This window comes from Glutamicibacter nicotianae (genome assembly GCF_016907615.1).
Classification (GTDB): Bacteria; Actinomycetota; Actinomycetes; order Actinomycetales; family Micrococcaceae; genus Glutamicibacter; species Glutamicibacter nicotianae.
The window spans coordinates 491,777-510,307 of record NZ_JAFBCH010000001.1 but is presented as its reverse complement, the minus strand read 5'-3'; the positions used below and the strand labels follow the sequence as shown (position 1 = coordinate 510,307).

Genomic DNA, 18,531 nt, shown 5'->3' with positions numbered 1-18,531 from the left:
TTTCATTAACCCCGCTGCCGCACGGATTCCTAGAATGCCACCAGGTCAGATTCACCGGCGAGCTGCTCGAGCCGGGCCAAATCCACCTCGATAATCTCTCCATTCTCCACGCCTTGGGCTTGCCTGGTTCCTGCCAAGGCGTCGCGAATGGTGCGCATGGTGGCGCCATGGCTGACAATCATGATCTTGCGCCCGGCATGCTTGCTGGCTAGGCCCATCAGCGCCGGCACCGCGCGGTTCAAGATGTGCGCACGCGGCTCAACCTGCTCTGCGGCGGCAGCCGATTCCTCGTCGCTGACTTCCGCCATGATCCGGCCTTCCAGCGGGCCGAAACCGCGTTCGATGAGTTCCGGAACTGCGTTGCCCGTCGCTGCCCCGATCTGCTGGGCGATCAGGACGGCAGTTTCCTGGGCACGCACCAAGGGGGATGCCAGAATCAGCGAAAAGTCTTGGCCGATGAGCTTGCGCCCGACCTCGCGAGCTTGCTCGCGTCCGGTTTCGTTCAGCGGGATGTCGGTTTGCCCCTGCAGTCGGCCTGCAAGGTTCCAATCGGTCTGCCCGTGTCGAACCAGTACCAGCGAAGTATCCATGGCTCCAGCCTACCGGTGCCATAGATGTCGAAGAATCTCCGATCACAGGCCCGATACGCAACGTTACGACTCATAGTTGGGTCACGAACGGTCATGTTGCGAAGATTATTACACCATCCCGAGCGGCTGAGAGATCTGGTTCGATGACGCCGCAGCAACCTGCCACATCCGGTGGTTACGGTGCTACCGCCAGAAACGATGCAGCCGCTTACCCGTTGGAGAACGGCAGGAAGCGACATTGATTCCGGGATTCCTGCCTCGATCGCGGCCCGCCCTGCGGTGCACGTGAAACCCCCGTCGACAAGGAGTCGCAAGCCACCATGGCAGATCACAAGTTTGGATTCCGCACCCGCGCCCTGCATGCCGGAGGCACCCCCGATGCCGAGCATGGCTCACGCGCAGTGCCCATCTACCAGACCACGTCGTTCGTGTTCAAAGACGCTGACGATGCGGCCAACCTCTTTGCCCTGCAGAAGTACGGCAACATCTACTCGCGCATCGGCAACCCGACCGTGGCGGCCTTCGAAGAGCGCATGGCTTCGCTGGAAGGCGGCATCGGCGCGGTAGCCACCGGATCGGGCATGGCCGCGGAATTCGTCACCTTCGCGGCGCTGGCCCAGGCCGGCGACCACATTGTCTCCTCCTCGAAGCTCTACGGCGGCACCATCACCCAGCTGGATGTCTCGCTGCGCCGCTTCGGCGTGGACACCACCTTCATCGACTCCAACGATCCGGCCGACTTCGAAGCCGCAATCCAGGAGAACACCAAGGCCGTCTACACCGAGGTGGTGGCCAACCCGTGCGGCGACATCGCCGACCTGAAGGGCCTGGCCGAAGTCGCGCACCGCCACAACATCCCGCTGGTCGTGGACTCGACGCTCACTCCCCCATACATCCTTCGCCCCATCGAGCACGGCGCGGACATCGTGATCCACTCGGCCACCAAGTTCATCGGCGGGCACGGCACCACCCTGGGCGGCGTGGTCATCGAGTCGGGCAAGTTCAACTGGGGCAACGGCAAGTTCCCCACCATGACCGAACCGGTAGCCAGCTACGGCAACGTCTCCTGGTGGGACAACTTCGGCGAATACGGCTTCCTGACCAAGCTGCGCAGCGAGCAGCTGCGCGACTTCGGACCGTCGCTTCCGGCCCAGTCGGCATTCCAGCTGCTGCAGGGTCTGGAGACCCTTCCGCAGCGCATGGACAACCACCTGTCCAACGCCAAGCAGGTCGCCGCCTGGCTGGAATCCGATGAGCGCGTGACCTACGTGAACTACGCAGGCCTGGATTCCCATCCGCAGCACGAGCAGGCCAAGGAGCTGCTGCCCCTGGGCGTCGGCTCGGTCTTCAGCTTCGGAGTGAAGGGCGGACGCGAAGCCGGCGCCAAGTTCATCGAGGCGCTGCAGCTGGCCAGCCACCTGGCCAACATCGGCGATGCCCGCACCCTGGTGCTGCACCCTGCCTCCACCACGCACCAGCAGCTGAGCGCCGAGCAGCTGGTCTCCGCTGGCGTGCCAGAAGACCTGATTCGCTTGTCGGTGGGCCTGGAAGACGTCGAAGACATCCTCTGGGATCTGGACCAAGCGCTGGCCGCTTCGCAGGAAGCTGCCGCCGGTTCCGCCGCGCAGTTCGAAGCACCGGCTTATGACGGTTCCACCTGCGCCTTGCCAACCGCTTCGAAGGGAGCAAACTAATGACTGCCGTTGAAACCACCTGGGAAGGCCCGGGAGCCGCGCAGCGCCTGGAGATCCTGCGCGAGACGAAGACCATCGCCATTGTCGGCGCTTCGAACAAGCCGTCACGTGCCAGCTACTTCGTGGCCACCTACCTGCTCTCCTCTTCACGGTACAAGGTGTACTTCATCAACCCGGTACTCGACGAGATCCTGGGCCAGCCGGTGTACAAGTCGCTCGCCGATCTTCCGGAGACCCCGGATCTGGTGGAGGTCTTCCGCAAGCATGATGACCTGCCCGGCGTGCTGGACGAGGCCCTGGCCGTGGGCGCGAAGACCCTGTGGCTGCAGCTGGGTTCCTGGCACGAGGAAGTGGCCCATCGCGCCGAGGCCGCGGGCATGAACGTGGTCATGGACCGCTGCGTGAAGATCGAGCACGCGCGCTTCCACGGTGGATTGCGCCTGGCCGGCTTTAATACCGGTGTGATTTCTTCCAAGCGCCAGGTGCTCGCCTAACCAGTGCTGATGATCTAGTGCCGGTGCCGGGCAACCTATATGGTTGCCCGGCACCGGCATTGGTTCTTTTTTACAGTCCAGCTCTAGGCGATCCGATAAGTTTCATCGCCGAATTTCGCTTCCACGAGCAACGTCCCACCGAGCGCTTCAACGTACCTGCGCAAAGTATCAACTTGTGCCCGCTCAACCGCGCCGTGCTCGATGCTGGAGACTCGTTTCTGGCGGACGTTCAGGACCTTAGCCATCGCGGACTGCGTGAGTTCCGATTTTTCACGCAACTCCCAGAGACGATAGGCGCGGATTTCGGAGCGCAATTGATCTTCAAATATTGATGCGAGCTCTTCATTCACCGGTCTTTGTTCTAGTAGTTCATCAAGGTTCCTTGCCATCACCCTCACCATTCAGTAGTCGTTGCCAACGAGCTTCATTGACTGGATCCGCGAATTCTTTATGGCGTCTGTAAGTGGAAGCCCCAACGCAGGAACATCAGCGGCCAGAAACCTGGGTACAGAAAATACGCGAACAATGCGACGCCTATTAAAGTGCCATGAACCAGGGCTCAAGATTTTCAACATCGATGTGCCACATGACAAATTTTACTATTCATACGTTCTAGAACTCATAAGGTATGCAGCGCACTCCATGGATTACGGTTGAAATATCCAAATGCTCTCGGGCTAGGCCTACCCAACTAGCAAGGAGTCCCCCAAGTGACCGTTACCGTGCGTCGCGCAGATTCGTCAGATATTCCGGCAGTTCAGGCCATTGGACTATTAACTTGGCCTGCCACCTACCTACCGTTCACATCGCCAAACTATGTTCTGGCAAATCTGAACTCGTGGTGGACAGAATCTGCCGTTCGGCAAACGATCGAAGAAGACGCTACCTTTGTTGCCTGCGATGGTGAGCAGGTATTGGGCACGGTGACCATTGGTGAGTTCGAGGGAGATGCCGTGATCTGGAAGATCTACGTGCTTCCCGAAGCGCAGGGCAAACGTATTGGTCTCTTGCTCATGAATACTGCACTGGAATTTGTCGGCGAGCACGCCGACGTTCGCCTCGAATTCGTCAAAGGTAATGAACACGCTCGGGGCTTCTACGAAAAAGCTGGGTTTGCTTTTGATTTCGAGGAAGAACCAGGCGATGGCAGCGTTACCGTGTGGATGCGCCGCAAAGCACGCGCCGCACACTCAATCTAGCGCGGTGAGAATCCGACAACAAGCTAAGCATCAAACCTTCCATCAAGACGAAAATTTTTGTCTCCTCAACTCTGCGATAAGTTGACCACTTGGCAAAATGCCAACTATAACCACTTTCAAATGTCCGGTTCGTTAAGTTTCCCTCACATTTCACTTGACGTTCCCACGCATTCGGGCATAAAGTCATGAAAACACAGATTCATGTGGTGCAGGTCATGAGGAATCCCGGAGGCAGGAAATGTTCGCCGAAGAACGACACCGGCTGATCGTCGAGCAGCTCGAATCGGACGGAAAAGTTTCCGTCGCGCAACTCGCCGAACGCTTTGAAATCACCCGGGAAACGGTCCGCCGCGACCTCGCCCAACTCGAATCAGAGAATTTCTTGCGCCGAGTCCATGGCGGAGCGGTCACCACCACCGAGGCCAGCACCCGCGAAGAAAGCCACCTGGTGCGCACCGCAATCCACGCCGACGCGAAATCCCGCATCGCCCAGCGCGCCCTGAGCCTGCTGCCGGTCTCGGATGCCTCGGTCATCATCGATGCTGGCACCACCACCGAATTCCTCGCAGAACGCATGCTGCACACCAACGCCAACGCCGGTTTGGTCGTCATCACCCACGCCCTGCCTATCGCTTCGGTTCTGGTGCAGAGCCAGTCAGGCATCCTGGAGCTCATCGGCGGACGCGTGCGCGGGCTGACCGGCGCGACCTCTGGAGCGCAGACCGTCGAGGAATACTCGCGGCACCGCGCGGACATCGCCTTCATTGGCACCAACGGCCTGCACGCAGGCTTCGGTTTGAGCACCCCCGATCCGCTGGAAGCGGCCGTGAAGCGCGCACTGGTCACCAGCGCACGACGCGTGGTCCTGCTGGCCGACAGCTCCAAGTTCGACCAGGAAACCCTGGTCTGCTTCGCCCGCCTGGATTCCGTTGACACGCTGGTCACCGATCAGCAGCCCGGCGAAGAACTCGCCGCCGCCTTGGAAGCCGCAGATGTAGAAGTGGTGATCGCATGATTGTGACCCTGACCGTCAACCCGGCTCTGGATAAGACCATTGAACTGGGCGAACCGCTCTCCCACGGCGCTGTACAGCGCGCCACCGCCAGCCACGTGCAGGCCGCCGGCAAGGGCGTGAATGTCTCCCGCGCCATCGCCGCGGCCGGCGTCCCGACCCTGGCCGTACTGCCCGGGGACAGCACCGATCCGCTGATCACCGCTCTGTCCAGCGACAAGCTGGCCCACCGCACCCTGTCGATCACCGAGCCGCTGCGCACCAACATCACGCTGACCGATCCTGATGGCACCACCACCAAGATCAACGAGCCAGGCCCGAGCCTTGATGCCGGCCAGCTGGCCGAGCTCAGCGCACTGGTCGCCGGCGCGGCCGCCGAAGCCAACTGGCTGGTGCTGGCCGGGTCGCTGCCGCCGGGGGTCCCCGCCGACTTCTACGCGCAGCTAACCGCTCGGCTTCGTGCCGAGCTGGGCGAGAAGTGCCCGAAGATCGCGGTGGACACCTCTGGCGCTCCGCTGATCGAGCTCTTCGCCCACAGCGCGCAGCACATCCCGGATCTGATCAAGCCCAACGCCGAAGAACTAGCTGAACTGGTCGGCGGCTGCGACGAGGAAGCGCTGGAAGGCTCGGTAGAGCTGGCCACCGAATGCTCGCAAAAGCTTTTGGCCAAGGGCATCGGCGCAGTCTTGGCCACCTTGGGCGCCAATGGCGCCCTGCTGGTCACCGAGGATGGCGTCTGGCACGGATCGCACACCCCGATCACCCCGCGCAGCACGGTGGGGGCCGGCGACTCGTCGCTGGCCGGCTACCTGCTGGCAGATGTTGCAGGGGCCAGCGCCCCTGAACGGCTGAAAAACGCCGTCGCCTACGGGGCTGCCGCCACGCAGCTGCCAGGCTCCACCATCCCGACCCAATCCGATCTCACCGTTGACGCCGTCACCGTCCACGAACTTACTCCAAAGCAAGGAACCGAGTCATGAGTGAACTAATCACCGCAGAGCTCGTGCTGCTCGATGCCGATCTGGGCAACAGCACGAGTGAAGTCATCGAAAAGCTGGCCTCGCTGGTTGCTGAACAGGGCCGTGCCACCGATGCCGGTGCCTTGGCTGCCGACGGCAAGGCCCGCGAAGCCAAGACCGCGACCGGGGTGCCCGGCGGCATCGCCATCCCGCACTGCCGTTCGGCAGCGGTCACCGAACCGACGCTGGCCATGGCCCGCCTGAACCCGAAGGTCGACTTCGGCGCCAAGGACGGCGAAGCCGACCTGGTCTTCTTCATCGCCGCCCCGGATGGCGCCGACCAGGCGCACCTGAAGCTGCTCTCCAAGCTCGCTCGCGCGCTGGTCAAGAAGTCCTTCACCGGCTCGCTGCGCGAAGCGCAGAGCGAAGCGGAGATCGTGGAACTGGTACGCGAGGTAGTTGACGACAAGCCGGCCGACACCCCGGCAGCCGCACCCGCAGCAGCTGCCCCGGCCGCGGCCACCGCTCCGGCAGCCACCGAAGCTCCAGCAGCCACCGCGGGACCTAAGAAGAAGTCGATCGTTGCGGTGACCGCATGCCCTACCGGCATCGCCCACACCTACATGGCCGCCGACTCACTGGCCCAGACGGCCGAGGAAATGGGCGTGGAGTTCGCGGTGGAAACCCAGGGCTCCTCGGGCTCCACCCCGCTGGATCCAGCAGTCATTGAGGCTGCCGACGCCGTGATCTTCGCGGTGGACGTGGACGTGCGCGACCGCGGCCGCTTCGCCGGCAAGCCGGTCATCCAGGTTCCGGTTAAGCGCGGCATCGATGAGCCGGAAAAGCTGATAAACGACGCCATCGCTGCCTCCGAGGATCCGCAGGCACGCCGCGTTCCTGCAGGCGCCGCGGCAAGCACCGAAGAGAACAAGGACAACGAATCCTTCGGCGCAGGGCTGAAGCGCGCGCTGCTCACCGGCGTCTCCTACATGATTCCGTTTGTGGCCGGTGGTGGTCTGCTCATCGCACTGGGCTTCCTCTTCGGCGGCTACGACATCACCGATGTGGCTGACAAGTACCTGACCGAGAACAGCCTGTTCAACCTGCCGAATGCCGGCTTCATGGCCTACATCGGCGCGGTGGCGTTCAAGATCGGTAACCTCTCCATGAGCTTCCTGATCCCGGCATTGGCAGGCTACATCGCCTACGCCTACGCAGACCGCCCGGGCATCGCCCCAGGCTTCACCGCCGGTGCGGTGGCAGGCTTCATGGGCGCCGGCTTCATCGGCGGCATCGTCGGCGGTCTGATCGCCGGCCTGGCCTGCCGCTGGATCGGCTCCTGGAATGTCCCGCGCTGGATGCGCGGGTTGATGCCGGTAGTCATCACCCCGCTGCTGGGCTCGATCATCGCCTCGGGTCTGATGTTCCTCTTCCTTGGCGGCCCGATTGCCAAGCTCACCGAAGCGCTGAACAGCTGGCTCTCGGGCATGTCCGGTGCCGCCGCAGCAGTGCTCGGCCTGATCCTTGGCCTGATGATGGCTGCCGACCTCGGCGGTCCGATCAACAAGGTGGCCTACTCCTTCGCAGTGGCCGGCCTGGGCACCGCCTCGCTGGCAGATAACCCAGCCCCGATGATGATCATGGCTGCCGTCATGGCCGCCGGCATGGTTCCGCCACTGGCTCTGGCCCTAGCCACCACCGTCGCTTCCAAGCTGTTCACCGAAGCCGAACGCGAAAACGGCAAGGCCGCCTGGCTGCTGGGTGCCGCATTCATCTCCGAAGGCGCCATTCCATTCGCCGCAGCCGACCCGCTGCGCGTGATCCCGGCTTCCATGGTCGGTGCCGGCGTCACCGGTTCGCTGATCATGAGCTTCCACGTGATCAGCCAGGCCCCGCACGGCGGCATCTTCGTCTTCTTCGCCATGAACAACACCTGGCCGCTGTTCCTGCTGGCCACCTTGATTGGTACGGTTATCTCAGCAGTGTTGGTCATCGTTTTGAAGAAGTACGTACGCAAGGCTCCTGTGGGAGCCGCTGAACCGGCAAAGGTCGCAGCATGAGCAAGAAGTTCACCGGAGTAGGCGTGAGCGCTGGACGCGTCATTGGACACGTCCGCCGCATGCCTGAACCAATCCTGCCACCAGCAGATGGCGCGCCGCTGCCGGCGGGCGTGAGCCCGGAGGAAGAAACCCAGCGTCTGACCGAGGCTTCCAAGGCCGTGGCCGCCGGGCTCAAGGAGCGCGCAGCGCTGGCCACCGGAGATGCGCAGGCCGTGCTGAAGGCCACCGCATTGATGGCCAGCGACCGTTCGCTGATCAAGTCCGCCACCAAGCTGGTAGCCGGCGGCACCTGCGCCGAATCGGCGATCTGGGAGGCCGCTGACGCGGTCGCCACCCAGCTCACCGCGCTGGGCGGCTACATGGCGGAACGCGCCGGCGACGTGCTGGACGTGCGCGCCCGCATCGTGGCCGAACTGCGCGGGGTCCCTGCCCCGGGCATCCCGGATTCGGATGAGCCATTCATCCTGGCCGCCGTGGATCTGGCGCCAGCGGACACCGCAACCCTAGACCCGGCCAAGGTGCGGGCCCTGGTCACCTCCGATGGCGGACCGCAGTCGCACACCGCGATCATCGCCCGCTCGCTGGGGCTGCCAGCCATTGTTGCCGCTCCGGAAACCACCGAGCTGGCCGACGGGGACTACGTCTTTGTCGACGGCATCGACGGACAGGTCATCACCGACCCCACCGAAGCCGAAGAGCACCTGGCCTCCACCTACGCCAACCGCGAGGTCCTGCCGGACTTCTCCGGCACCGGCGAGCTGGCCGATGGCTACCGCGTTCCGCTGCTCTCCAATGTGGGCAGCGGCGAGGACGCCCAGCTGGCAGCTGAAGCCGGCGCCGAGGGCGTTGGCCTGCTGCGCACCGAGTTCTGCTTCCTGGGCAAGGATAAAGAGCCGACCCATGACGAGCAGGTTGCTGCGTACGGCGCTGTTTTTGCCGCGTTCCCGGGCAAGAAGGTTGTTGTTCGCACCCTGGATGCCGGCGCGGATAAGCCGTTGCCATTCTTGACCGACTCCAGCGAGCCGAACCCGGCACTGGGTGTTCGCGGCTACCGCACCGACCTGACCAGCCCGGGTGTGCTGGAGCGCCAACTCAAGGCCATCGCCCAGGCAACCAGGGAGCACGAGGCGGATGTCTGGGTCATGGCCCCGATGATCTCCACCCCGGCCGAGGCACAGGATTTCGCCGAGATGGCCAAGGCTGCTGGCCTGGCTACCGCCGGAACCATGATCGAAGTGCCTTCAGCCGCCGTCCTGGCTGGCCAGATCCTGCAGCGCTGCGACTTCGTCTCCATCGGCACCAATGACCTGACCCAGTACACCATGGCGGCGGACCGCCAGCTCGGTGCCCTGGCCGAGCTCAACGACCCCTGGCAGCCGGCCGTGCTGCACATGGTGGCCGCCACCGCCGCCGGTGCCAAGGCAGCTGGTGGCAAGCCGGTTGGCGTGTGCGGCGAGGCCGCCGCCGACCCGGCCCTGGCCGTGGTGCTGGTGGGGCTGGGCGTGAGCACCCTGTCCATGAACAAGCGGGCCCTGGCACCGGTCGCCGCGGTGCTGCGCACCGTGGATCTGGCCACCGCCCAGCGTCTGGCCCAGCTGGCCCTGGACGCCGAGTCCGCAGAGGCGGCACGCAGTGCCGTGCGCGCGCAATTGGGCGAGCTGGACCGCTTTGGCCTCTAGGCCCCCGGAATTTACCGCAATCAACCATTCACGAAAACCCGAAGGAGCCATCATGGCAGAACGTACAGCAATCATCGGCAGCCGGGTCGGACTGCATGCCCGCCCGGCAGCCATCTTCGCCGAGGCCGCGGCCGAAGCGCCCGTTGAGGTCACCATCGCCCACGAGGGCGAACCCGCCGACGAGGCGCTGGACGCGTCCAGCATCCTCTCGCTGATGGGCCTGGGCGCGGAATACGGTTCCACCGTCGTGCTGCGTGCCGAGGGCGAAGGCGCCGAGGCCGTCTTGGAGCGCCTGGCGGCCATCCTGGAAACCGACCACGACGCTGAGTAGTTTCCAGTGGTTTCCCGGGGATCATGCGCCGCCGCATGGTCCCCGGCTTCTTTAAATCCTCCCCACTGATTGACAGAACTCAATCACTGGATGGATGATAGTTCCTACGCACTACCGCAGGAGCTTTCATGAGCGCGCTCAAAACCTCTGCGCTGCGCCTCATCAAGCCGTTCGCCTACCGCGACTACGCCCTGCTGGCCAGCGCACTCGTCTTCTCCACCTTTGCCGCCGGCATGTGGGCCGTGGCAATGGTCTACCAGGTGCGCCGCTTGGGCGGCGGACCGGTGGAGCTGTCAGCGGTGGCCACCGCCAGCGCCGCCGGTCTGCTCTGCTTCGTGCTGCTCGGCGGGATCATGGCGGACCGCCATTCCTGCCGGCGGATCGTGATGCTGGTCGAGGCGCTGTCACTGGCGGTCATGGGCGTCACCGCGCTGCTCTCCATGACCGGGGTCCTGCAGCTGTGGCACCTGATCCTCGCCGGCTTCTGCACCGGGGCAGGTTCGGCCTTCTTCTACCCTGCCTACTCCGCGCTGCTGCCCAAGATGCTGCCCGCCGAGCAGCTGCTGGCCGCCAACGGGCTGGAGGGAACCGCCCGTCCGGTGGTGCACACCGCCCTGGGACCGATGGCCGCAGGCTTCATGGTGGCCGCGCTGTCGCCGGCGCATGCCATCGTCGGCATCGCGGTGGTCCACCTGGCGGCGCTGCTGATGCTGCGCCGGATCCCCAACCACCAGGCATACAACGCACCGGGGCCAGTTGAAGGCCAGGGGCAGCCCGGGATGCTGCGCCAGCTGCGCGAGAGCATCGGCTACACGGTGCGCACCCGCTGGCTGCTGTGGACGCTGCTGTTCTCGGTCATTTCCGTGTTCACCTTCATCGGCCCCTTCGAGGTGCTGCTCCCGTTCATCGTCAGCGGCAACCTGCACGGGGATGCACAGCTATTCAGCTTCGCCCTGGCCTTCTTCGGCCTCGGTTCGGCAATCGGCTCGCTGCTGGTCGCCTCCGCGAAATTCCCGCGGCGCTACCTGAGCCTGATGACCGCCTGCTGGTGCCTGGGCACCCTGCCCCTGGCTTTGGTGGGCTATGTCGATGAAGCCTGGATGCTGTTCGCGATCCTGCTGGCCTTCGGCATCACCGATGCTGTGGGCATGGTCATCTGGGGCACCCTGCTCCAACGCCGGGTGCCGGGCCATCTGCTCGGACGGATCTCCAGCCTGGATTTCTTCGTCTCGCTGGCGCTGATGCCACTGTCCATGGCGGCCGCCGGGCCCTTGACCCAGGTGCTCAGCCTGCAGGCGATTTTTATCATCGCCGGCCTCGCCTCGCCATTGTTCGGAATCATCGCCTGGTGGGCAGGGAAATTTGCCCACGACGAGATCGCGCATCCACTCTCGGACCCTGTCCCGGCCGCGCTGGACGCCGAGCGCGGCTGAGAGGCTCCGGCCAGCTGGCGTTAGGCGAGCACGGATCAAATTCCCAGCGGCTTTGGGCGTATAGGTCCCGGGCACCGCTGCGGGATGGCGAGATGGTGGAAGGATGATTTTCCGTTTGCCCGGCGTGGCGCGCCGGTCCCTGCTGCTGCCGCTGTCACTGGCCTGCCTGGTTTCATGTTCCCCGGTATCTGCACCTGCGCCCGATGCGCAACCGACCGCCTCTGCCACCAGCGAGCAGGTGGACTGCACCGTGGCCCGCTGCGTGGCGCTGACCTTCGATGACGGGCCCGGCCAATACACCGGACGGCTACTCGACGAGCTGGAGGCGGCGGATGCGCCAGCGACCTTCTTCCTCGTCGGGAAGAACATCGCCAAGTTCCCCGAGACAGTCAAGCGCATGGCTGCCGAAGGCCACCAGCTGGGCAGCCACACCTGGGACCATGCGAATCTCACGTCGCTGACCCGCGAGCAGATCGAGCATGAGTGGGGGTGGACCAGCGATGCGGTGGAAAAGGCTGCCGGGAAGAAGCCGACAGTCTTCCGTCCTCCCTATGGGAGCCACGGCGCCGTTTATGATCGACTGGTCCCCTACCCGTTGGTGCTATGGGATGTGGACACCCTGGATTGGAAGCACCATGATCCGAAGAAGACCGTGCACATCGCCATGGACGAAGTCCAGCCGGGATCGATCATCCTGATGCATGACATCCATGAGAGCTCGGTCAAGGCCGTGCCGGATCTGGTGAAGAAATTGAAGGCCGCTGGCTACACCCCGGTCACCGTGGACCAGCTCTTCAATGGCCAGCTGGAGAACTCGAAGTCCTACGCCTCGGCGCCGGCTCCCGGCTCTGCCAAATAGCTACCCGCCAACGGCTGCCGCTCAGGGAGCCTGCTCTGCGTAGAGCCGCAGCTGGTCCAGCTGGTCGCCTTCGCTTTCACGGATATTCGCCGCCAGCTCCTCGCACTGCTCCACTGTCAGGTCCGGATTGATGATCGCCACCTGCAGCACTACCTCGGTGTGCCCCGCGTCATCCTTCAGGTCGTAGCGGTAGGAGAGCCCATCGGGATTTTCCGAGGTATGCAGGATCAGCAGGCGGTTCTCGATAAGGTCATGGACGCGATACACGCGTTCATGACCGGCAACGCGGTACACGAGGTTGGTGCCGACCTTGAGTTCCGGGTCGTCAGAATGCATGGAACCGATGCCATGGATCCACAGGGGTGTTGCTGCCCAATCGGTAAGCAGCTCCCAGACACGGTGCACCGGCAGGTGGATGACCACGGTGCTCTCGAAGACGCTGAACTGGCTCATATGCGAATAGTGCCACCCTCGGCGGCCAAATGGAATAGTTCCATGGCTGTTGTCATGCGATCCATTTCCCGCTATCCAACGGCAAAGGCCGGCACCCAGCGAGCATGGTGCTGCTGGGTGCCGGCCTTAGCCGGGGGAAGACTTACCAGTCTTCGTCGCCGTCGTCATCTGCCTCGGAGATGCCCAGTTCGGGCTCGTTCTCGAGGTCGAAGTTGTACCAGGCCTCGGTGAAGTCGGCCATGGCGTCCAATGCGTCCTGCGCGTCGGAATCCAGCGCCTCCATCGCCTCAGCGCTGTTGAGCACTGCGGTCACTGCGAGGAATGGGTGATTGTCGAAGTAATCGGTGGGGGTGGCATCCCCGTTGAACGTCAGGTTCTCGCTCTGCGCGAAGAGTTCGACGTACTGAGCCACTGCCTCGGGCAGACGGGTCAGGTTAATGCCAGTCAGAGACTCATTGTAGATTTCAGCAGTCGCGTCGGCCCACTGCTCAATGAGCTCTTCGCTCATCTGTGCCATCAGATTATCCACCTCGTGGTCGGGGTTCTAGTGCTCACGGGATTCGGTAGCAATTCATCTTATTTCCTCAGCGGGCGCGTGCCAAGACAGAGCATCCCGCGCGGTTGTGATCTTCTACGCGCTACGGCGGTGGCCTGAAACGGGCCGCTGGACAGTACCAGGTTCGGGCCTGCCTCGGCTTCCTGGTTAAAAGCGTCCAGCGGGCATCGTCCAAAACGATACCCGCTGGAATTGCGCATCGCAGACCGGACCGTTTGCTGAAGAGAGCAAGCGCCTAGTAGGCCTTGACGCCCTGCTCCACCACCAAGTGGATCAACGCGAACTGCTTATTCTCGTCAATAGCCCGCAGCGCACTTGCCAGTGCCGCCGGAACATCTGCATCATCCTCGACGCGGACGCCGAAGCCGCCGAAGGACTGCGCCATCAACGCGAAGTCGGGATTCAGCAGCTGGGTTCCGGAGACACGTTCCGGGTACTGGCGTTCCTGGTGGGTGCGGATGGTTCCGTACTGCTGGTTGTCCATGATGATCACCAGCGGGGTGGCGCCGTACTGGGCGGCAGTTGCCAGCTCCTGGCCGTTCATCAAGAACTCGCCGTCACCGGCGATGCTCACCACGCGGCGGCCCGGGTAATTCAGCGATGCGGCGACCGCCGAAGGGATCGAGTAGCCCATGGAACCGTTGCGTGCCGAGAGCATGGAAGCGTAACCGTTGGTCGGGAAGTAGCGGTGGGCCCAGTTGGTGTGCTCGCCGGCACCGAAGGTCACCATCGCATCTTCCGGAAGGGATTCGACAAGATTGGCCATCATGGTGGCCATCTTTGCCTGGCCTTCGGATGGCTGTGCCGGTGGAAGCTCGGCGAACTTCTCCTGCTCGCCACGCATCCGCGAGGTCCATTCCTTCCAGGATTCCTTGACCGGCAGATCCATCAGCAGCAGGTCGCGGACAAAGACATCAGGCTTGGCGACAATCTGGTGCGATACCGGGCCGGAACGCCCGCGCAGCGACGGGTCGATAGTGACGAGGAAGTTCTTCTTGTCCCAGTTCTGGCGGACGTTGAAGCCGTCGGTGATGACATCGCCTGGAACCGTGCCGACGAAGATCAGCAGGTCAGTTTCCTCCAGCAGATCATAGGTCGGCTTGGGGCGGCCGTAGCCGATCGGTCCGACATAGGATGGCGAGCTGAAAGGCACAGTGCCCTCGCAACGCCATTCGGCAGCGGCCGGCAGGTCGTGCTCCTCGAGCCAGCGGGTGAAGTCCGCGGCGCCCTCGTGGGACCAGTCGTTGCCGCCGAAGATGAACAGCGGCTTGTCTGCTTCCTGCAGGGCGGAGTTCAGCGCCTTCCAGTCGGTTACGGTCATGCCGCCGGTGGCCACCGGGATTTCCGGGTGGATTTCGGCAGAAATTTCGTTGCGGATGATGTCTTCCGGCAGGCCGACGACCACCGGGCCCGGGCGTCCGGACATCGCGGCGAACATTGCCTCGGCGACGACTTCGCTGGCGCGATCGGCGTGGTCCAGGATCATGACGCGCTTGGCGCCGGTGCCGAACCATGCCTTCGGATCGAATTCCTGGAAGGCTTCCTTTTCACGGTGCTCGAACGGGATCAATCCGACGAACAGCACCAGCGGGGTCGAGTCCTGCCATGCGGTATGCAGGCCGACGTGGGCATTGGCGGCTCCGGGTCCGCGGGTCACCATGGCAACGCCGGGACGCTGGTGCATCTTGCCTTCGGCTTCGGCCATGTAGGTGGCTCCGCCTTCGTGGCGGCAGACCACGGTTTCGATTGGCGAGTTATGCAGCCCGTCCAGGACATCCAGGTAGCTTTCACCCGGTACTACGTAGGCTCGTTCCACGCCGTGCGCGGCAAGCGTGTCGACAATGACGTGTCCGGCCGACTTCTTCGTCAGGCCCTGACCTTTTTCACTCATCTTCTAGGCGTCTTTCTGGTTTCGAGAAATCATCTGACGCAACGGCGGGGAAACGGCCCTGCTGGCCAACGATGCAACGCTGCGTCAACCTGAAACAGTACTAGACAAGCTGCGACTGCACACATTGCCGATCGAATGCTACGCATATGTGACAGGATGCCGTACGTGAAGCATATTTCGACGCAAAATGTCTAGAAAGTTTCACTGGATGGAACAGTTTGATTCATCACATTACAGCCGGCGTGAGCCGTGTGGCAGGCAATAATTGCCAATTTCATTGATCGGCGACTTAAGCGCGAGTAGCCTATGGTGCAACAAAAGTTTACTTACGGTAAGTGCTGCATGCGCCCGGACATCGAGGTTCTCCATGGAATTCATCAACGGCGCAATTGTCGCCGCCTACCTGGCCGCAATGTTGGCCTTTGGCTGGTGGGGCAAGTCCCGCACCAAGAACAGCAGCGACTACCTGGTGGCCGGCCGCCGCCTCGGTCCCTTCCTTTATACCGGAACCATGGCCGCAGTGGTGCTTGGGGGCGCCTCCACCGTGGGCGGCGTTGGCCTGGGCTACAAATGGGGCATTTCAGGCATGTGGCTCGTGGTCGCCATCGGCGCCGGCGTGATCCTGCTGTCGCTCGCGTTCGCCCCGACACTGCAGAGGCTCAAGGTCTTTACCGTTTCGCAAATGCTCTCCCTGCGCTACGGAAGCCAGACAGCTACCAACACCTCAGGTATCGTCATGCTGGCCTACACGCTGATGCTCTGCGCCACCTCCACCAGCGCCTACGCCACCATCTTCGTGGTGCTCTTCGGCTGGGAGAAATGGCTGGCCATCGCCATCGGCGGCGCCATTGTGGTCGTCTACTCGACCATCGGCGGCATGTGGTCCATTACCCTGGCCGACCAGGTGCAGTTCATCATCAAGACCATCGGCATCTTCGCGCTGATGCTGCCGTTCTCCATGCATGCCGCCGGCGGCCTGGACGGCATCCGCGAACGCATCGGGGCAGAATTCTTCGACATCACGGGCATCGGCGTGCAGTCCATCATCACCTACTTCGTGGTCTACACCCTGGGCCTGCTGATCGGCCAGGACATCTGGCAGCGCGTGTTCACCGCGAAGACCCCGAAGGTCGCCCGCTGGGGCGGCACCACCGCCGGGATCTACTGCATCATCTACGGCATCGCCGGCGCGCTCATCGGTATGGCGGCCAAGGTCGCCCTGCCGGATATCGCCGGGGCGGCAGAGAACAAGGACGTGGTCTACGCCGAGGTCGCCACCCAGCTGCTGCCGGTAGCTGTAGGCGGATTGGTCATGGCCGCCGCCGTGGCCGCGATGATGTCCACCGCATCGGGCGCGCTGATTGCAGCGGCTACCGTGGCCCGCACCGACGTGACCCCATTCGTCGCCAGCTGGTTCGGAAAGAATATCCAGGTGAACACCGATGTGAACCCGGAGCACGACGTGCGTGCGAACCGCATTTGGGTGCTGGTGCTCGGCATCGTCACGGTGACCCTGGCGATCCTCGTCGACGACGTGGTCGCCGCGCTGACCATCGCCTACGACATCCTGGTCGGCGGCCTGCTGGTGGCCATCATCGGCGGCCTGCTGTGGAAGCGCGGCAACGGCGCGGGCGCAACTGCGTCCATGGCCGTGGGCACCGTGGTCACGCTGGGCACCATGATCATCTTGGAGATCCAAGCTGAGAACAAGTTCGATGGCGTCTACGCCAACGAACCGATCTACTACGGCCTGATCGCCTCCGCGGCGACCTTTGCCGTGGTCTCCGCTGTCACCAAGGCCACCGATTCCAAGGTGCTCACCCAGTGGAACTTGCGGGTCTCGGGCAAATCCAAGGAAGAAGGCGTCAACGTCGAACCGTAGCCGCTCCGCTGGCGGAAGGCTCTCCTCTGGGCACCGGTACTCCGCTTATGACAGGTATGAGGAAACCCCCAGCAGGATGCTCCTACTGGGGGTTTCCTCGTAACTGTCGGAACTAGTCGTTGATCAGATCGTGGCGCACGATGGTCTGGTCGCGGTCAGGACCCACGCCGATTGCGGAGATCCGGGTGCCGCTGATCTTCTCCAGGGCCAGGATGTAGTTGCGGGCGTTTTCCGGCAGGTCTTCCAGGGTCTTGGCCCCGGAGATGTCCTCGGTCCAGCCAGGGAAGTACTCGAAGATCGGCTTCGCATGGTGGAACTCGGTCTGGGTCATCGGCATCTCGTCGTGGCGCACGCCATCCACGTCGTAGGCCACGCAGACCGGGATCTGCTCGATGTTGGTGAGCACATCGAGCTTGGTCACGAAGTAGTCGGTGAAGCCGTTCACGCGCGAAGCGTGGCGGGCCAGCACCGCGTCGTACCAGCCGCAGCGGCGCGGGCGGCCGGTGTTCACGCCGTACTCGCCGCCGGTCTTCTGCAGGTAGATGCCCATGTCGTCGAACAGCTCGGTGGGGAACGGACCGGCACCCACGCGGGTGGTGTAGGCCTTGATGATGCCGATCGAACGGGTGATGCGGGTCGGGCCGATGCCCGAACCCACCGAAGCGCCGCCGGCGGTCGGGTTCGAGGAGGTCACGAACGGGTAGGTGCCGTGGTCCACGTCCAGGAAGGTGGCCTGGCCGCCTTCCATCAGCACGACCTTGTCCTCGTCCAGCGCCTTGTTCAGCTCGTAGGTGGAATCGATGACCAGCGGGCGCAGGCGCTCGGCGTAGGACAGGAAGTACGAGACGATTTCCTCGACCTCGACGCTGCGGCGGTTGTAGATCTTGACCAGCAGCTCGTTCTTCTGGCGCAGCGCGCCTTCGACCTTCTGGCGCAGGATCGATTCGTCGAAGACGTCCTGCACGCGGATGCCCAGGCGTCCGACCTTGTCCATGTAGGCCGGGCCGATGCCGCGGCCGGTGGTGCCGATGGCCCGCTTGCCCAGGAATCGTTCGGTGACCTTGTCCATGGTCTGGTGGTACGGGGCCACCAGGTGGGCGTTGGCCGAAACGCGCAGCTTGGAGGTATCGGCTCCGCGGGACTCCAGGCCATCGATCTCTTCGAAGAGCGCTTCAAGGTTCACCACGCAGCCATTGCCGATAATCGGAGTGGCGTTCGGCGAAAGGATGCCGGCTGGAAGGAGCTTAAGCTCGTACTTCTCGCCGCCCACGACCACGGTGTGCCCGGCGTTGTTGCCGCCGTTCGGCTTAACTACGTAGTCGACCTTGCCACCGAGCAGGTCGGTAGCCTTTCCTTTGCCTTCATCGCCCCATTGGGCTCCGACGATCACGATTGCTGGCATGGGATCCTCCCCCTTGCTTATAAGCAGCGGTTGCGGC

General features: G+C 63.4%; 17 protein-coding genes and 1 riboswitch. Of the genes, 11 read left to right on the top strand and 6 right to left on the bottom strand.

Annotation, left to right across the window (positions count from 1 at the left end; genetic code table 11):
- Positions 1-29: 29 nt before the first annotated feature.
- Entirely contained in the window at positions 30-590 is a 561-nt protein-coding gene (locus JOE62_RS02600; protein ID WP_204720089.1) for a histidine phosphatase family protein, read from the bottom strand.
- A 110-nt stretch (positions 591-700) separates the two neighbouring features.
- Positions 701-812: riboswitch (SAM riboswitch) on the top strand.
- A 98-nt stretch (positions 813-910) separates the two neighbouring features.
- On the opposite strand from JOE62_RS02600, the gene JOE62_RS02595 reads away from it, so the two are divergent.
- The gene (locus JOE62_RS02595; RefSeq protein ID WP_204720086.1) at positions 911-2,284 is read left to right on the top strand and encodes an O-acetylhomoserine aminocarboxypropyltransferase/cysteine synthase family protein; all 1,374 of its coding nucleotides are present in this window, start codon (positions 911-913) and stop codon (positions 2,282-2,284) included.
- A complete protein-coding gene (locus tag JOE62_RS02590) occupies positions 2,284-2,778 on the top strand; it encodes a CoA-binding protein (RefSeq protein WP_066143617.1) in 495 nt (164 codons plus the stop codon). The genes JOE62_RS02595 and JOE62_RS02590 overlap by 1 nt, the downstream gene beginning before the upstream one ends.
- An 83-nt stretch (positions 2,779-2,861) precedes the next feature.
- Here the strand turns inward: JOE62_RS02590 and JOE62_RS02585 are convergent, their stop codons facing one another.
- Positions 2,862-3,167 carry a type II toxin-antitoxin system RelB family anti-toxin gene (locus JOE62_RS02585; protein WP_204720084.1) on the bottom strand — a complete coding sequence of 102 codons (306 nt, stop codon included), beginning with the start codon at positions 3,165-3,167 and terminating at the stop codon, positions 2,862-2,864.
- A 321-nt stretch (positions 3,168-3,488) separates the two neighbouring features.
- On the opposite strand from JOE62_RS02585, the gene JOE62_RS02580 reads away from it, so the two are divergent.
- The 8 genes from JOE62_RS02580 to JOE62_RS02545 all read left to right on the top strand — a co-directional run bounded on the left by JOE62_RS02580 (position 3,489) and on the right by JOE62_RS02545 (position 12,310).
- The gene (locus tag JOE62_RS02580; RefSeq protein ID WP_159613641.1) at positions 3,489-3,977 is read left to right on the top strand and encodes a GNAT family N-acetyltransferase; all 489 of its coding nucleotides are present in this window, start codon (positions 3,489-3,491) and stop codon (positions 3,975-3,977) included.
- Positions 3,978-4,215: 238 nt separating this feature from the next.
- The gene (locus JOE62_RS02575) at positions 4,216-4,992 is read left to right on the top strand and encodes a DeoR/GlpR family DNA-binding transcription regulator (protein WP_204720082.1); all 777 of its coding nucleotides are present in this window, start codon (positions 4,216-4,218) and stop codon (positions 4,990-4,992) included.
- The gene (locus tag JOE62_RS02570) at positions 4,989-5,969 is read left to right on the top strand and encodes a 1-phosphofructokinase family hexose kinase (RefSeq protein WP_204720080.1); all 981 of its coding nucleotides are present in this window, start codon (positions 4,989-4,991) and stop codon (positions 5,967-5,969) included. The genes JOE62_RS02575 and JOE62_RS02570 overlap by 4 nt, the downstream gene beginning before the upstream one ends.
- Positions 5,966-8,008 (top strand): PTS fructose transporter subunit IIABC, encoded by a 2,043-nt coding sequence (locus JOE62_RS02565; RefSeq protein WP_204720078.1) that lies wholly within the window; start codon positions 5,966-5,968, stop codon positions 8,006-8,008. The genes JOE62_RS02570 and JOE62_RS02565 overlap by 4 nt, the downstream gene beginning before the upstream one ends.
- On the top strand, positions 8,005-9,687 hold the full coding sequence (gene ptsP / locus JOE62_RS02560) for a phosphoenolpyruvate--protein phosphotransferase (protein WP_204720076.1): 1,683 nt from the start codon (positions 8,005-8,007) through the stop codon (positions 9,685-9,687). The genes JOE62_RS02565 and ptsP overlap by 4 nt, the downstream gene beginning before the upstream one ends.
- 52 nt (positions 9,688-9,739) lie before the next feature.
- A complete protein-coding gene (locus JOE62_RS02555) occupies positions 9,740-10,018 on the top strand; it encodes an HPr family phosphocarrier protein (RefSeq protein WP_204720074.1) in 279 nt (92 codons plus the stop codon).
- Positions 10,019-10,146: 128 nt separating this feature from the next.
- On the top strand, positions 10,147-11,451 hold the full coding sequence (locus JOE62_RS02550; protein ID WP_204720072.1) for an MFS transporter: 1,305 nt from the start codon (positions 10,147-10,149) through the stop codon (positions 11,449-11,451).
- 103 nt (positions 11,452-11,554) lie between these two features.
- Entirely contained in the window at positions 11,555-12,310 is a 756-nt protein-coding gene (locus JOE62_RS02545) for a polysaccharide deacetylase family protein (RefSeq protein ID WP_204720070.1), read from the top strand.
- A 21-nt stretch (positions 12,311-12,331) separates the two neighbouring features.
- Here JOE62_RS02545 and JOE62_RS02540 read toward each other — a convergent pair whose 3' ends face one another.
- The 3 genes from JOE62_RS02540 to JOE62_RS02530 all read right to left on the bottom strand — a co-directional run bounded on the left by JOE62_RS02540 (position 12,332) and on the right by JOE62_RS02530 (position 15,210).
- On the bottom strand, positions 12,332-12,763 hold the full coding sequence (locus tag JOE62_RS02540; RefSeq protein WP_204720068.1) for an SRPBCC family protein: 432 nt from the start codon (positions 12,761-12,763) through the stop codon (positions 12,332-12,334).
- 142 nt (positions 12,764-12,905) lie between these two features.
- Positions 12,906-13,280 carry a hypothetical protein gene (locus JOE62_RS02535; protein WP_204720066.1) on the bottom strand — a complete coding sequence of 125 codons (375 nt, stop codon included), beginning with the start codon at positions 13,278-13,280 and terminating at the stop codon, positions 12,906-12,908.
- Between the two features lie 274 nt (positions 13,281-13,554).
- The gene (locus JOE62_RS02530; RefSeq protein WP_073707319.1) at positions 13,555-15,210 is read right to left on the bottom strand and encodes a thiamine pyrophosphate-dependent enzyme; all 1,656 of its coding nucleotides are present in this window, start codon (positions 15,208-15,210) and stop codon (positions 13,555-13,557) included.
- Positions 15,211-15,577: 367 nt separating this feature from the next.
- On the opposite strand from JOE62_RS02530, the gene JOE62_RS02525 reads away from it, so the two are divergent.
- Complete coding sequence (locus JOE62_RS02525) at positions 15,578-17,092, top strand: sodium:solute symporter family protein (protein WP_204720064.1); 1,515 nt, start codon at positions 15,578-15,580, stop codon at positions 17,090-17,092.
- Positions 17,093-17,204: 112 nt separating this feature from the next.
- Here the strand turns inward: JOE62_RS02525 and JOE62_RS02520 are convergent, their stop codons facing one another.
- Complete coding sequence (locus JOE62_RS02520) at positions 17,205-18,494, bottom strand: adenylosuccinate synthase (protein WP_038991981.1); 1,290 nt, start codon at positions 18,492-18,494, stop codon at positions 17,205-17,207.
- Between the last annotated feature and the right edge of the window lie 37 nt (positions 18,495-18,531).